The organism is Streptococcus mitis (genome assembly GCF_946188695.1).
In the GTDB taxonomy this organism is placed as follows: Bacteria; Bacillota; Bacilli; order Lactobacillales; family Streptococcaceae; genus Streptococcus; species Streptococcus mitis_DF.
On the sequence record NZ_CAMHWI010000007.1, the window covers coordinates 27,434 to 42,681 of the forward strand.

Here is a 15,248-nt window from a genome sequence, read left to right on the forward strand (position 1 = left end):
CTACTCCTCTACTTTTTGGATGCACCACGAAATCAAGCTCTCAAGCCGTTCCAGATTTTCAGTCATATGAAGATAGCCCATGACTGCTTCAAAACCCGTGGACATACGGTAAGTCACCACATCGGCATTTTTGGCCTTTGTGTGGCTATTAGTATTGCGACCACGTTTGTAGATTTCTTCTTCTTTTTCCGTTAAGACTTGCTCCTCCAACATGAGGGAAATCAGGCGTGCCTGAGCTTTGGCTGACACATACTTGGTCGCTTCTTGATGGAGTTTATTGGGCTTGGTCATACCTTTGAGGATGAGGTGGCGGCGAATATACATAGAATAAACCGCATCTCCTTCAAAGGCTAGCGCAATCCCGTTAATGAGATTGACATCAATCACGAGTCCACCTCACTCCATCTTTTGTATCCAGTAGTTTAATGCCTTGAGCAGCCAGTTGATCACGAATCTGGTCAGCTGTCGCAAAGTCACGATTGGCACGCGCTTCTTGTCGTTTTTGGATCAAGGTTTCGATCTCTGCATCCAAAACTTCCTCAACAAAGACAATTCCGAAGATTTCTAACATAGCCGCAAGAGCTTCCTTGACACTTGCATCATAGTTGCCTGAATTGATCCATTTGGCCATTTCAAAGACGACTGTGATACCATTGGCAGCGTTGAAATCCTCATCCATAGCTGCAACAAACTTATCTTTAAAAGCCTGTAACTCTTGGGCATCTACAGTCCCAGAAAATGGTTGTTCGTAAGTGTTCTTTAGATACTTGAGATTAGTCTCTGCATCACGCACTGCCTTTTCCGTAAAGTTGATAGGCTTACGGTAATGTTGTGTCGCAAAGAAGAAACGAAGCACTTGGCCATCAAGAGTTTTGAGGGCATCGTGCACTGTGATAAAGTTACCCAAGGACTTGGACATCTTGACATTATCGATATTGACAAAGCCATTGTGCATCCAGTAGTTGGCAAAGGTCTTGCCTGTTTTGGCTTCTGACTGGGCAATTTCATTGGTATGATGAGGAAACTCTAGGTCAGCTCCACCACCATGAATATCAATGGTATCACCTAAAATCTCTGTCGACATAACTGAACACTCGATGTGCCAGCCCGGACGACCAGGTCCCCAAGGACTGTCCCAAGAAATCTCGCCTGGTTTGGCAGATTTCCATAGGGCAAAGTCTACAGGGTTTTCCTTACGAGCCGTTTCTTCATCGGTACGACCTGAAGCACCTAGTTCCAAATCTTCCAAGGTTTTATTGGCCAACTTGGCATAGTTGTGAGATTTTTCTACACGGAAGTAGACATCCCCTTGACTCTCGTAGGCAAAGCCTTTTTCAATCAAGTCTTCCACGAAACGGATAATATCCGCCATAAACTCCACTACACGAGGATGGCGAGTCGCAGGCTTGACGCCCAAAGCCGTCACATCCTCACGAAAGGCAGCGATGTACTTATCCGCAACCTCCTGAGGCGTGATACCTTCTTCCTTGGCACGGTTGATAATCTTATCATCCACATCCGTAAAATTGGAAATATAGGCAACCTCGTATCCACGATACTCAAAATAGCGACGAATGGTATCAAAAGCTACCGTCGAACGGGCATTGCCCACGTGAATATAGTTGTACACGGTTGGCCCACAGACATACATCTTAACCTTACCGTCTTCGATTGGGACAAATTCTCGCAAATCACGAGACATGGTGTCATAGATTTTAATCATAAATCATAGTCAGGAAAGCTGAAATCCAAGAACAATTAGTTTCATCACTAAGAGTTCAATTGAATTTCAGTCCGAATATCTCTACACTTCGGAATCCCTTGCTCCTTTCTCATTCAGATAAACCACCTGGGTCTGTTTGACAAAGCCAATTTTTTCATACAAGCGCTTGGCACCTACATTGCTGTCCTCTACTGCAATCTGAAATTCCTTATCATTTTGCTCAATCAGTTGGTTGACAAGGGATTTTGCCAAGTAGCTTCCATAGCCTTTCCCACGTTCAGGTTCCGATATTGCTAAACCGTAGAAGTAATTCGTATTAGTCGATAAATCTACCGTACAAGTTCCAATAACCTGACCGTCTTTTAACAAAATATATAAGCGACTTTCTGGATCCTTCAGAGCTTCAGCGACATATCTATCCACAATCTCTCTAGACTCATGTTCCTCTGAGAATACCTGAAATTTTAACTGACTAATTTGATCCTGATACGAACTATCTGCTAACAAAACTTCAAGATTGGAAACAGTTGCTAACGGATAAGGTTTTCTATCCTTACCTAACCAAGTTTCTGTATCCTCGTCCTCGACCAATCCCCAGTTGCTAACAAAATCAGGATGGCGGTCTAGAAAAACACGCTCTGTCTGAAAAGTCACTGAATGAATCGGAAAAGAAGCTGTTTCTTTTTCAAAACTAGTAACCAATACACGCGCAATTCCCTGACGGCGATGATCTGGATGAACCAGTATCGTCACTTCCACATCTTGGTCATCTGCATAGACAGTTAAGAGACCAACAAGTTCGCCTTTTTCATAATAAAGGAAAAAGGCGGGCATGTTTAGGTCAAAATTAAGCATGTTAGAGAGGTAGGGATCACGATAGGTACCGTCATAGTTTTGGCAACAGTTAATTAGTTTTTTCGCCTCAGATAACTCCTCTTGGCTTAACTTGTTTCTTGCTTGAATCATATAGGTATCCTCTACAAACCTGACGATCTGTGACTGGCTTCTTTAGCCTGTTCGAGTTTATTGACATAGTACTCTCGTTTTTCTTCGACTTCATGAATGACAGGCTCATCCTTCTTTCCATGAACACGAACAATCTTGGCCGGAATACCGACAACTGTCACATCACTAGGTACATCTGCCACGACAACTGCTGCTGCACCAACCTTGGCATTTTCACCGATTTCCACAGGTCCGATAACTTGGGCATGGGCTGATATGAGAGCGCCCTGACGAACGGTCGGATGGCGTTTGCCACAGTCTTTCCCTGTTCCCCCAAGAGTCACCCCATGATAAAGGAGAACACCCTTTTCAACAATCGCTGTCTCTCCAATCACCAACCCTGAACCATGGTCGATAAAAACACCTGAATCAATCTGGGCACCCGGATGAATCTCAATCTGCGTCCAAAAGCGCCAAAACTGACTGTGCATACGAGCCAGGAGTTTGAAGCCATGCTTCCAGAGAAAATGGGAGATACGGTGGGCCGCCAAGGCCTTGACACCTGGATAAGTCAGCAAAACCTCCAAAGTGGTGCGGGCCGCTGGATCATTTTCTTTTACGATATCAATGGTTTCGCGCCACCATCCCATACATTTCTCCTTTTCTTATTCTGAATCTTTTGGTGTTTCTGTAAATTCTTTCTTAGGTTTTTGGTCCTTGTGATGACGTGGGCGGTGAGGACGCTCAGACTTCTCGCCTTTTTCCTCATGCTCAGGTTTTGGTGGACGAGGAAGAAGAGCCTTCATAGAAGCATCGATACGACCTTTTTCATCAATCTTAATCACCTTAACATCAACTTCATCACCGATTTCTACCAAGTCTTCTACACGGTTAGTTCGCGTCCAAGCCATTTCAGAGATATGAACAAGGGCATCTGTCTTGTCAAAGAGGTTGACAAAGGCACCAAATTTCTCAATACGAACGACTTTAGCACGGTAAACTTCATCCACTTTAGCTTCACGAACCAAACCTGCAATGATTTCTTTAGCACGGTTGATGGCATCTTGATCGCTAGAGTAGATAGAGACGTTACCTTCTTCGTCGATGTCAATCTTAACACCTGTTTCAGCGATAATCTTGTCGATGGTTTCTCCACCCTTACCGATGACAATCTTAATCTTGTCCACATCAATCTTAATGGTATCAATTTTCGGAGCAGTTGGAGCCAATTCTGGACGAACTTCTGGAATGGTTGTTTCAATCACATCAAGGATTTCAAAACGGGCTTTCTTGGCTTGGGCAAGAGCCTCAGTCAAGATTTCTGCAGTAATCCCTTGAATCTTGATATCCATTTGAAGGGCTGTAATCCCTTCACGAGTACCCGCAACCTTAAAGTCCATGTCTCCAAAGTGGTCTTCCAAACCTTGGATATCAGTCAAGACTGTGTAGTTATTTCCATCTGAGATGAGTCCCATGGCAATCCCTGCTACTGGCGCCTTGATTGGCACACCACCAGCCATAAGGGCAAGAGTTCCCGCACAGATAGAGGCTTGAGAAGAAGAACCATTTGATTCCAAGACCTCAGCCACCAAGCGGATAGCATATGGGAATTCTTCCAAACTTGGCAAGACTTGAGCAAGGGCACGTTCACCAAGAGCACCGTGACCGATTTCACGACGACCTGGTGCACCATAACGACCAGTTTCCCCTACAGAGTATTGTGGGAAGTTATAGTGGTGCATAAAGCGTTTCTTGTACTCTGGATCCAAACCATCGATGATTTGAGTTTCCCCCATCGGAGCCAAGGTCAAGACTGAAAGAGCCTGAGTTTGTCCACGAGTGAAGAGGCCTGAACCGTGAACACGAGGAAGGAAGTCAACAACCGCATCCAAAGGACGGATTTCATCGACCTTACGACCATCAGGACGTACCTTATCTTCTGTGATCAAGCGGCGCACTTCAGCATGTTCCATTTGTTCCAGGATTTCAGCCACATCACGCATGATACGGTCAAATTCTTCGTAGTCTGCATATTTTTCTTCGTAAACGGCAGTAACTTGGTCCTTAACTGCTTGAGTTGCAGCTTCACGAGCCAATTTCTCTTCTACTTGAACCGCTTTTTGGAGGTCGCTGTTGTAGGCTGCAATGATTTCAGCCTGCAATTCAGCGTCCACATGAAGCAATTCCACTTCTGCTTTTTCCTTACCGACTGCTGCAACGATTTCTTCTTGGAAGGCAATCAATTCTTTGACTGCTTCGTGCCCTTTGAGAAGGGCTTCCAACATGATTTCTTCTGACAATTCTTTGGCACCAGACTCAACCATATTGATAGCGTGCTTGGTACCAGCTACTGTCAATTCAAGGAGAGATCGCTCTGCTTGTTCTTGGCTAGGGTTGATAATGATTTGGCCATCTACATATCCCACTTGTACCCCAGCGATTGGGCCGTCAAATGGAATATCTGAGATAGATAGTGCTAAGGATGAACCAAACATAGCAGCCATCGGTGCAGAGGCATTTTCATCATAAGAAAGCACGGTGTTGATGACTTGCACTTCGTTACGGAAACCTTCCGCAAACATAGGACGGATTGGACGGTCAATCAAACGCGCTGTCAAGGTCGCATCCGTTGAAGGACGTCCTTCACGTTTCATAAAGCCACCAGGAAACTTCCCAGCCGCATACATTTTTTCTTCATAGTTGACTTGAAGTGGGAAGAAATCCCCAGTTGCCATTTTCTTAGACATAACGGCCGCAGTCAAGACAGTTGACTCACCGTAACGCACGACAACAGAGCCATTTGCTTGCTTAGCAACCTGACCAGTCTCTACGATTAACTCACGACCCGCAAAAGTCGTTTGAAACACTTGTTTTGTCATTTTAATCCCCTTTGGATTGATGAAATTATACGCCTTGCCTACAAAAATCAAGATACTAAGCCGTCAAGCAACTCAAAGGAAAATAGGAAATCTAAAGACGGAGCGACCGCTCCTAGGCAGATTTATCTTTTTCCACAGAGTTGTAGGCGTGTTCAATTCTCAAGATACAAATCATTAGAAAGGTTTGATACTAAAGTATCTAAACCTTTCACGCTAATCGCTATCAGGCGATTAGCTAAATGCTTTACTAACTCTCTCGTCAAATAATATCGATTTGACTCGTTCGTGTCGCTCTTTCCTACCGTTAGTCATCAGAAAGGTTTGATACTAAAGTATCTATATCTTTCACGCTAATCGCTATCAGGCAATTAGCTAAATACTTTACTAACTCTCTCGTCAAATAACATCGATTTGACTCGCTCGTGTCGCTAAACCTTACAGTTTAAATACATTGTATTTTTTAATACCCTCATCTTTGTATCAAGTACGTACAGAGTCTATTTTATCATATTTTTCTTAAAAAGTGCGGTCTTTACCATTAAAAAGGAACCATTCCCCTCAGCTGAGAAGAATGGTTTGCTTTTTATTATCCTAGAGACTGATGTTTAAACAAGGCATGGGTTGCTTGGTGGATGTATTTTGCTGTATCTGCATTGTTCATGGTGTAAAGATGCACACCAGCAACATCCTGAGTTACCAAGTCCACGATTTGGTCCACTGCATAGGCAAGTCCTGCTGCTCTGAGCGACTCAGGGTCATGCTCATACTTGTCTAAGATGGCTTTAAATTTGCGTGGAAGATGGATATTCTCACAAGTCTTCAAGAGGCGGAGAGCCTGATTTCGATTCAGAATTGGCATAATCCCTGCATGAATGGGAACATCAATTCCAGCCAAGATGCACTTATCTTGGAAATCATAGAAGCGCTCATTGTCAAAGAAAAGTTGAGTTACAAGACTCGAACAGCCTGCATCTACTTTCTTCTTGAGATTTTGGATATCTGAAATCTGATTTGGTGAATCTGGATGCCCTTCTGGATAACAAGCACCAACAATATCAAAGTGAGGGGCTTGCTCCTTGATGAACTCAATCAAGTCGGTTGCGTAACGGAAATCCTTTTGTGGTTCCACATCTGGAATGATATCCCCACGAAGAGCCAAGATTTTCTGTACCCCAACCTTGTCCAGGTCGGCAATGGTTTCAGCAACCTTGTCCTTGGTCAAATAGATGGCTGGCAAGTGAGCAATAGTCGGAATCGCCAAGTCATTTTGGATAAAGTCAGCCAAACGAACCGTCGTTTCCTTGATATTAAATTTATTATTGCTGGCAGTCACACTGATAAAGTGAGGAGTCAACTCCTGCATATCTCGAAGAGCAGAAATAATGTTATCATTACCCACGGCTGGGTTTGGAGGGAACACTTCAAATGAGAGTGACGGTGTTTGGCGTGACATAGTCATTATCCTTTTCTAGTTGATTTTTTCGTTAGCTGGACTCTTAGAATCCGAGTGAAACAGGGAGATTGACCAAACAGTGCTTCTAGAGAAATCTTGTCTTACAATTTCTCACGCGCAGCTTTAGCTGCTTCAACAAGGCGGATCAGGCTTTCTTTAGTTTCTGGAATACCACGTGTTTTCAAACCACAGTCTGGGTTGATCCAAACTTTCTTGCTTGGCACTTTAGCAAGGATGGCTTCGATTGTGTTGTCGATTTCGCCTTCATTTGGCACACGAGGTGAGTGGATATCGTAAACCCCAGGTCCTACTTCTGTTTGGAAGTTTTTCGCTTTGAGTTCGTCCAAGATTTCAAGGTTTGAACGACTAGCCTCAAATGAGATAACGTCCGCATCCAAGTTATCGATAGCTGGGATGATATCTGTAAATTCTGAGTAACACATGTGAGTGTGGATTTGTGTATCTGGCGCTACTGTTGAGTGTACCAAGCGGAAGGCAGGAATTGCCCAGTCAAGGTAGTCTTCGTACCAGTCGCTACGACGGAGTGGCAATTTTTCACGAAGAGCAGCTTCGTCGATTTGGATGATTTTCACACCAGCAGCTTCAAGGTCAAGCACTTCATCCTTGATAGCAAGGGCGATTTGAAGAGTTGAATCCTTGATAGAGATGTCTTCACGTGGGAATGACCAGTTGAGGATGGTAACAGGTCCAGTCAACATACCTTTAACAGGTTTGTTTGTACGGCTTTGTGCATAGCTAGACCATTTAACAGTGATAGGGTTAAGACGAGTGACATCACCCCAGATGATTGGTGGTTTCACCCCACGCATACCGTATGATTGTACCCAACCATTTTTAGAGAAGAGGTAACCTGACAAGTTTTGACCGAAGTACTCAACCATGTCGTTACGCTCAAATTCACCGTGAACAAGGACATCAAAGTCGATATCTTCTTGCCACTTGATCCATTCGTCAATTGTTTCAGCAAGGAAAGCGTCGTACTCTTCTTGAGACAATTCACCTTTACGGTAAGCCAAACGTTTGGCACGAACTTCTTTTGTTTGAGGGAATGAACCGATAGTTGTTGTTGGAAGAGCTGGAAGTTTGAATGCTTCTTCTTGGATAGCTTCACGTTCTGCAAAGGCTGGCAAACGAGTGTAGTCTGCGTCTGTCAAACCAGCGATACGCGCACGAAGTTCTGCATTAACACCAACACGTTCAGTCGCAAAGAGTTCTTTGTTAGCTGCAAGAGCTTCTGCACCTTGACCATTGCGGATAGCATCCAAATCACGGATTTCATCCAATTTTTCAACTGCGAAAGCAAAGTGGTTCAAGATAGCTGGTTCAAATTCTTCATTAGCAGTTGTAAATGGCACATGAAGAAGTGAGCATGAGCTAGTCAAAACAATGTTTTCAGCTGGGATTTGCTCAAGAACAGCCAAGCTCTTTTCGTAGTTGTTACGCCAGATATTTTTACCATTGACAATACCTGCGTAGAGAGTCTTGTCAGCTGGGAAACCACCTTTGACCAATTCAAGAGTTTTCTTACCTTCAACAAAGTCAAGACCGATAGCATCTACTGGCAAGTTTACAAGATCAGCGTAAACGTCACGAACGTCACCAAAGTAAGTTTGAAGCAAGACTTCAAGACCTTTTTTATCAGCCAAAAGTTTGTTGTAGAGGTTCAAGAAGAGGGCTTTTTCTTCAGCTGTCAAGTCTTTAACAAGAGCAGCTTCGTCGAGTTGAATGCGAGTCGCACCAAGTTCAGCCAATTTAGCAAAAACTTCTTGGTAAGCAGCTACTAAGCTGTCTACGAAGTCTTCTGCTTTCACACCTTCTTCAAAGTCTGACAATTGAAGGAAAGTGAATGGACCTACAAGGACTGGGCGAGTGTTCAATCCTAGCTCTTTAGCTTCTTGGAATTCATCAAAAATCTTGTGACCTGCAAGTTTAACTTGAGTGTCTTTTTCAAATTTAGGAACGATGTAGTGGTAGTTGGTGTTGAACCATTTCTTCATTGGAAGGGCGCGAACATCCCCTTTTTCTCCTTGGTAACCACGACCCAAAGCAAAGTAGCGCTCAAGGTCAGACAAGTCCAAGTTTTGAACTGAAGCAGGTACTACGTTGAAAAGGAAAGCTGCATCTAGGAAGTTGTCATAGTGAGAAAAGTCATTTGAGGGAATTTCAGTGATGCCTTTTTCTTTGACAATGTTCCAGTGTTTAGCGCGCAATTCTTTTGCTGCCGCCAAAAGTTCTTCTTCTGAGATTTCTTTTCTAAAGTATTTTTCAGTTGTAAATTTTAATTCGCGGAATTCGCCCAAACGAGGGAAACCGATAATTGTAGTTGACATGATGTGTCCTCCAAAATTTGTTGTTGAAACTATCTTAACAGAAAAGAAATCATCTGTATAATTGTAAAAAATTAGGCTTTGATATAGTTTGAAACTATACCTTTATTTTGAACAAAAGAAAAAGATTTGAGACACATGCCTCAAATCCTTTGTATAGCTTGTTTTATAGCTGTATCCCAGTTAGAATACTCAAACGCGTTATTAGTAATTCTTATAAGTGACTATGGCTTGTTATTAGAAAAGACTATAGGTCTATCCCCTTCTCTCGGAGATTTGCCAGACACTCCTCATAGTAGGTAGCATCATGCTCACTATAGATAGGACTTTTCAGCTTTTCCTCTGCTAAATCTTCATAGAGAAGGCAAGTCTTGCCACGGTAGTTCTTGTCCAGCCACTCTGGACTGACATTGTAGCCACGGCTAGCCATCTCCTCCATGATCAAGCGATGATAGGCATAGAGACGATAGGGCGAGTGGGTAAAGACATAGTCCACCGTCGCATGCTTTCTGCCCCAGCCATTGCCACGCAGGGCGCAACACTCTCGATGTTGCCCCAAAAGCTGCGGACGGGGAAGTTGTGAAATCAAAGCCTCATGCCAAAGTCTCATGGGAGTCTCCTTTCAGTAAGGTAGAATGTTACAAATAAGTATTTGGATAGCTTGCCAGCAGGCCTCTGGTTTTAGCAACCACATCTTCCTTAAAAGCCTGACCAAAGCGATACTGAGCCAGCAAGAGCATGTAGTCTTTTCTCTCAGCTTCTGTCGCTTTCTTTTTGAAATATCCCCAAATATGCTGAAAGGCATTGCAAACCTGACCCCTGTGTTCTGGGATTTGACAGGCACGGTCAATCATCTCTTGAACCTGACTCACTTCCACCACTTCTTGCTTGAGATATTGACGAATATCATTGTAAATATTGCTAGAATGACTCAAAACGAGGTATTTGTTTCTAGCCCATAGTTGTTGGCAAAGGACACGTTGGTTGTTATTATTCATATTTGAGATTATACCGTGTTTACTCTATGATCTCCGCAATTTTTACATCGTAGACATGTTGAAGATTGAGCCAAGTTATCATCGAAATATTAGTGACCTTTGCTAACTTCCGAGCAATATCATTACTAATCGATTCCTCACCATTCACTAATTTACCGAGCTTCATTTCAGAAATTCCTAAACGCTCTGCAAATTCCTTTTGCGTTACGTTATAATCTTCAATCAACTCTTCAACATACTGACCTGGATGAAAAGCAATCAGGTCTTTGTATTCATTAATTTTATTAGTCATAGTGATTGCTGACCTCCTCTATTCTATTGAACTTATTGGACTACAAACTCTTTGTCGGAATTTTATTTATCACTCTGAATCTTGTCAAACAATAACGCTAAATTAGAATACCCATTCGTCATTTCATTTTGTTTTATAAATTGCCATGATTGTTCGTAATCGTCTGCCGGGCATCTGCTTTGGAAAAATGCTAAAATCTCTTCTACTCCTGCATCGCCTTTTTCTTCATACTGGTCAATCAAATCATCAGCAGCACCTATTTTTTCATGATTTGGTAATATCTTGCCAAATAAAACATGCTCCAAATTAACAGAATTATAATACACAAAAGTTTGAACTAACTTCCGCTTAACCAACAAGGAAGTCCCATCTTTAATCAACTGATTGACATGCCTTGCCTTTCTCTGTCTCGTTTCAATAATATCCTTTTTCTTCTTCGTCGTTGAAAAGAGTAGCCTCCGAGTTTGTAAATCATATTGAAATGAATCTGTCCCTTCCATAGAATCATCTACAACTAAAGAAGTTGGATTCATAAACATGCCATCCGTATCTGTTACAAAGGCAACAAACAGTAAATCACTTACTTCCCATTTTTCTGTAGCAAGAACCTCGCAAATTCTATCACTTGCAATTTTCGTTCCAGATGAGGCAGAATATCTCCTATCTGAAAAGACATCTCCATACATCACCTTTAGTGTGATATGCATATTCTCCAATCGTTCCACTAATGAATCTGTTACAAATCCTACAACAGTCTCATCGGATTCTCCCTCTACAAATACTAGAATAACCTTTCTACTTTTATTCGCCAAGCTTGATCCCTGCCTTTCTCAAAGCTCGTTTAATTTTACTATTAGAAACTCCTTGATACAATTCTTCTTCGTGTCCACCCAGCTGAATTCCTCTCAAGTAAATATCTCTTAAGTTATTGCTTGGCTTAATGCCAGTTAGACGGATATAACGATTTGTCGGACAAGCTGTTGAGAACACAACCTTGTAGGAAGGAAGTTTTTCTAGTACACGTAAATTATGAGAAGTAAAAATGAGTTGTCCTTTGGCACTTTCAGAAAAAATTTCAATCAACTCGCCTAGTAAATATTCAAATACACCTGCATCCAATTCATCAATGACAGCGATAATATTCTCTTTATTATATACTTCCACCAAAAATCCAAGCATACTAATAATTTTACGAATCCCTTCAGATTCATGTTTTAGAGAGAATCTTTTACCTGCACGATTCGAAATAAAACTAACATTTCTTATTTTTTGTCCATCACTTCGAATCTCTATCTCACCTGCTTCCATTTCAAGTTTCAAGTCAGGGATAATAATGGGAACAATTTCATTCAAATAGTTAATCGTGCTCTCATAAACACTATAAATTTCTTCATTTATAGAAATTCCTCCACTTTGAAGAAACATAGGGATAATCCCCTGATAACTCACATGAGAGTCACGATTCTGATAGTTAATTGTGATAGGAGTAACCCCACTACTATTTAAACTAGATAACTCTTGAGTAAAGATCCTCAAATTTTGATAAAAGTCTTGAATGACATTATAAATTTCAACAAGCGTCGATAAATCTTGCTTACTTGAAGTATAAATAAATCCTACTAATTCTTTTGAGAAAATAAAGGAACGATTATCATCAATAATTGTCTTTGTTAAAACACTAACCGCGTCCTTTCCCATAATACTTCTTTGAGATTTTAAATAGCCCGTATGTCGCGGTTGCTCTGTATCAAAATTACTTCCCTCATATTCGTATCTCAGTAAATAGCGGTATCTGGACCCAGCTTCTAGAGGTTTATAAGCAAGTTCTTCTTTTACAACCATTACATCTTGCATGCCTGTAGGTTCACTTGCAGCAAACTCGACTTTATATCGAATGATATAGGTTTCTGGGACTTCTAATTCTAAAGTAATCGCATTTTCCCCTACTTGGTCTATGGCATTAAAAATCCCCTTTGTATGTTGTGGAATAGACTCACCTCTCATCAAGGCAGATAGAACTTCAAATACATCTACAACAGCTGTTTTTCCTGAACCATTCTGACCATAAATTCCCGTTACATTGATAAAGTCAGATTTATTTTGAAAATCAATCACTCCATACTGCACGTTCTTTATATTCTCTATAATGAGACTCCTTAATTTTATCATGGTTTTGGACTCCTTAGTTTTTCTCATCCCTATTATATCAAAAAAAGTCATTTTACATGACTTTTTTTGATTTATTTTCTAATTTTTTTATCTATTATTTGAAAACCAATTCTATTTCCTACTCAACATTCACATATCTATTAAGCAATGAGGATGCAAAACTGTAGTGTTCAAATACTCTACAATTGATATACAAATCCGACTCCCCATCACCCTTTAAATTTTTCCAAAAACTTTTTAAGCTCGTCATCGGCTTCTGGTGTAGTTCCGTGGAGTTGGTTCAGCATTTCAAGTAGAGAAGCTGTTTGCTTTTCAATCTTATCATTGGTCTTGTTAATCTTGCTGACGATATCTGTCAGTGGCTCGACTTCTTCTTCCTCAAAGGTATCTACATAGCGAGGGATATTGAGGTTATAGTCATTTTCGATGATTTCTTCATAGCTTGCTAGATGGGCAAACTTGTCAATCTCCTCACGAGCCTTGTAGGCTTCCAAAATCTTCTCGATATGAGCATCCGTCATGATATTCTGGTTTTTCCCCTTATCAAACTCCTTAGAGGCATCGATAAAGTAAACATCACGATTGGTACGGTTCTTTTTGAGAATGATAACCGTGGTCGGAATGCTGGTATTAAAAAAGATATTAGCAGGTAGACCGATAACCGTATCAATGGCTCCTTCTTCTAACAAGGCCTTACGAATGGTTCCTTCCGCATTTCCACGGAAAAGAACCCCGTGAGGAAGGACGATAGCCATAACTCCATTATCCTGCTTGAGATGGTAGTAACCATGCAAAAGAAAGGCAAAATCAGCCTTGGACTGGGGCGCTAGTTTCCCAAAAGGAGAGAAACGAGGATCATTCAGGAAGCCAGAGCTTGCAGACCACTTGGCAGAGTATGGAGGGTTCATGAGAACACCATCAAAGTTGGTCGGCTCTTGAGTCGGCCAGTCTTCATCCAGTGTATCAGCATTGTGGAGAAATTGATTCTCAACTGGAACCCCGTGTAGAATCATGTTCATCCGAGCCAAGTTATAGGTCGAAGTATTGAGTTCCTGACCAAAGTAGATCACTGTCTGTGGTTTGTGAGAGTATTTCTTGGCATTGAGCAAGAGAGAGCCAGAACCCATAGTCGCATCATAGATGGTAAAACCTAGCTGATCCTCACGACCCAAAAAGGCAATCTGAGTCATAAGTTTGGCAACAGGCTGAGGTGTATAGAACTCACCAGCCTTCTTACCCGAGTCAGTCGCAAACTGACCAATCAGATACTCATAGGCATCTCCCAGCATATCACCAGCATGACCAGCAACATCTAGCACAGCCAACTCCTTCATGACCGCCGCCACCGTTTGGTTTTGCTTTTGCGGAGTCGCCCCTAGCTTTTTAGAATAGAGGTCAATATCTTCAAAGAGATTTTCATAGAGTTCATCACTCTGCTCAATATCTCGAAAACCCTGAGCCAAATCTTCCAACTGGAAAGTCCCCTCATTGACACGTGCTACAAGAGCCGTAAAGGTCAACTCAGGCTTGATACTATAGTTGAGTTCGTCCTTCATGACTGCAAGAAGATCCTCGTGGGTGTCCGCATCCTCATAGTAGTTGCGATAGACCTCAAGGGCAGCCTCTAGACTCTCACTCCCCTCCTCCATAGTCTCCGCCACGAAAAAGAGCATCTTGTCTGACAGATACTTATAAAAGACCATACCCAAGAGATAGGACTTATAGTCGTTAGCATCCATCTTAGAGCGGAGAACATCCGCTGAGTTCCACAGGGCTTGATAGAGCGACTGGGACGTTTGTGTTGTTTCCATAATGTTTCTTTCTATCCTTAATCGTTTCAACAATACATAAAAATAGTTTAATTAGTTTTATCCAATACAATTGCTTTAAACTCTAAATAATCATATTTTGTAAATATATAATTCAATTGTGGTATATAATTATTCACTTTTACTATAGCGTTTAGCTCCATTTCTGTTAACGTATCTAATCTATAAGTTACAAATTCTCTTGTGTCTTCTATTATATTGTAACAGATATCGTAATAATCTCTTGAATAACTTTCGAAAAATGGTTGAAAAGACGTATTTACACAACGATTATACAAAGCTATCATCTCATTCAATGGTCCATCACAATATTTCAGAAAAGGTCGTATCATTCCACCTTTTTTAATCCCCATACCCTTATAGTATGTTTCTAATCTTTTAATGAATGGCAAATATTTCAAATAGTAATAATCTATTTCAAACTTTTGATTCTTAAGTTCTTCTTTTAAAATAGTTTTAAATTCTTTTTCAAGAGATTTTTTAAAATTCACTCTATCCCAAAATACAAATGCCAGAATTCCTAATATTACAGTCGCAACAAAACCTAGAGCAGCATAATAAGTATTAGTTAGTGAATTTACTGTATTTAATAATTCTTCATTACCCAAAATT

13 protein-coding genes and 1 pseudogene are annotated in these 15,248 nt (G+C 41.3%); all 14 read right to left on the reverse strand.

Features of this window, described 5'->3' with window-relative positions; all coding sequences use genetic code 11:
* On the reverse strand, window positions 1–387 hold the full coding sequence (locus N8L33_RS04385) for a Mini-ribonuclease 3 (protein ID WP_000567926.1): 387 nt from the start codon (window positions 385–387) through the stop codon (window positions 1–3).
* On the reverse strand, window positions 380–1,723 hold the full coding sequence (cysS, locus tag N8L33_RS04390) for a cysteine--tRNA ligase (RefSeq protein ID WP_261058599.1): 1,344 nt from the start codon (window positions 1,721–1,723) through the stop codon (window positions 380–382). The genes N8L33_RS04385 and cysS overlap by 8 nt, the downstream gene beginning before the upstream one ends.
* Before the next feature lie 81 nt (window positions 1,724–1,804).
* A complete protein-coding gene (locus N8L33_RS04395) occupies window positions 1,805–2,689 on the reverse strand; it encodes a GNAT family N-acetyltransferase (protein WP_261058600.1) in 885 nt (294 codons plus the stop codon).
* 11 nt (window positions 2,690–2,700) lie between these two features.
* Complete coding sequence (cysE, locus tag N8L33_RS04400) at window positions 2,701–3,318, reverse strand: serine O-acetyltransferase (protein WP_000539971.1); 618 nt, start codon at window positions 3,316–3,318, stop codon at window positions 2,701–2,703.
* 15 nt (window positions 3,319–3,333) lie between these two features.
* Window positions 3,334–5,547 (reverse strand): polyribonucleotide nucleotidyltransferase, encoded by a 2,214-nt coding sequence (gene pnp / locus N8L33_RS04405; RefSeq protein WP_261058601.1) that lies wholly within the window; start codon window positions 5,545–5,547, stop codon window positions 3,334–3,336.
* A 586-nt stretch (window positions 5,548–6,133) separates the two neighbouring features.
* A complete protein-coding gene (metF, locus tag N8L33_RS04410) occupies window positions 6,134–7,000 on the reverse strand; it encodes a methylenetetrahydrofolate reductase [NAD(P)H] (RefSeq protein ID WP_261058603.1) in 867 nt (288 codons plus the stop codon).
* 101 nt (window positions 7,001–7,101) lie between these two features.
* Window positions 7,102–9,351 (reverse strand): 5-methyltetrahydropteroyltriglutamate--homocysteine S-methyltransferase, encoded by a 2,250-nt coding sequence (metE, locus tag N8L33_RS04415; protein WP_261058604.1) that lies wholly within the window; start codon window positions 9,349–9,351, stop codon window positions 7,102–7,104.
* A 244-nt stretch (window positions 9,352–9,595) separates the two neighbouring features.
* The gene (locus tag N8L33_RS04420) at window positions 9,596–9,958 is read right to left on the reverse strand and encodes a TIGR02328 family protein (protein ID WP_261058605.1); all 363 of its coding nucleotides are present in this window, start codon (window positions 9,956–9,958) and stop codon (window positions 9,596–9,598) included.
* A 28-nt stretch (window positions 9,959–9,986) separates the two neighbouring features.
* Complete coding sequence (locus N8L33_RS04425) at window positions 9,987–10,346, reverse strand: YbgA family protein (RefSeq protein WP_261058606.1); 360 nt, start codon at window positions 10,344–10,346, stop codon at window positions 9,987–9,989.
* Window positions 10,347–10,368: 22 nt separating this feature from the next.
* Window positions 10,369–10,638: pseudogene (locus N8L33_RS04430) on the reverse strand (HigA family addiction module antitoxin); the annotation flags it as partial.
* A gap of 62 nt (window positions 10,639–10,700) precedes the next feature.
* Window positions 10,701–11,450 carry a hypothetical protein gene (locus tag N8L33_RS04435; protein ID WP_261058607.1) on the reverse strand — a complete coding sequence of 250 codons (750 nt, stop codon included), beginning with the start codon at window positions 11,448–11,450 and terminating at the stop codon, window positions 10,701–10,703.
* Window positions 11,440–12,807, reverse strand: a complete 1,368-nt coding sequence (locus N8L33_RS04440) for an AAA family ATPase (protein WP_261058609.1) — start codon at window positions 12,805–12,807, stop codon at window positions 11,440–11,442. The genes N8L33_RS04435 and N8L33_RS04440 overlap by 11 nt, the downstream gene beginning before the upstream one ends.
* A 209-nt stretch (window positions 12,808–13,016) precedes the next feature.
* Window positions 13,017–14,618 carry a type I restriction-modification system subunit M gene (locus N8L33_RS04445; RefSeq protein ID WP_261058610.1) on the reverse strand — a complete coding sequence of 534 codons (1,602 nt, stop codon included), beginning with the start codon at window positions 14,616–14,618 and terminating at the stop codon, window positions 13,017–13,019.
* Window positions 14,619–14,665: 47 nt separating this feature from the next.
* The gene (locus N8L33_RS04450) at window positions 14,666–15,244 is read right to left on the reverse strand and encodes a hypothetical protein (protein ID WP_261058611.1); all 579 of its coding nucleotides are present in this window, start codon (window positions 15,242–15,244) and stop codon (window positions 14,666–14,668) included.
* Window positions 15,245–15,248: the final 4 nt, after the last annotated feature.

Bases quoted from the DNA above. Each gene is read 5' to 3' on its own strand.
- N8L33_RS04425 (WP_261058606.1), bottom strand. From the start codon at position 10,346: ATGAATAATAACAACCAACGTGTCCTTTGCCAACAACTATGGGCTAGA.
- pnp (WP_261058601.1), bottom strand. From the start codon at position 5,547: ATGACAAAACAAGTGTTTCAAACGACTTTTGCGGGTCGTGAGTTAATC.
- N8L33_RS04395 (WP_261058600.1), bottom strand. From the start codon at position 2,689: ATGATTCAAGCAAGAAACAAGTTAAGCCAAGAGGAGTTATCTGAGGCG.
- cysE (WP_000539971.1), bottom strand. From the start codon at position 3,318: ATGGGATGGTGGCGCGAAACCATTGATATCGTAAAAGAAAATGATCCA.
- N8L33_RS04445 (WP_261058610.1), bottom strand. From the start codon at position 14,618: ATGGAAACAACACAAACGTCCCAGTCGCTCTATCAAGCCCTGTGGAAC.
- cysS (WP_261058599.1), bottom strand. From the start codon at position 1,723: ATGATTAAAATCTATGACACCATGTCTCGTGATTTGCGAGAATTTGTC.
- metE (WP_261058604.1), bottom strand. From the start codon at position 9,351: ATGTCAACTACAATTATCGGTTTCCCTCGTTTGGGCGAATTCCGCGAA.
- metF (WP_261058603.1), bottom strand. From the start codon at position 7,000: ATGTCACGCCAAACACCGTCACTCTCATTTGAAGTGTTCCCTCCAAAC.
- N8L33_RS04440 (WP_261058609.1), bottom strand. From the start codon at position 12,807: ATGATAAAATTAAGGAGTCTCATTATAGAGAATATAAAGAACGTGCAG.
- N8L33_RS04420 (WP_261058605.1), bottom strand. From the start codon at position 9,958: ATGAGACTTTGGCATGAGGCTTTGATTTCACAACTTCCCCGTCCGCAG.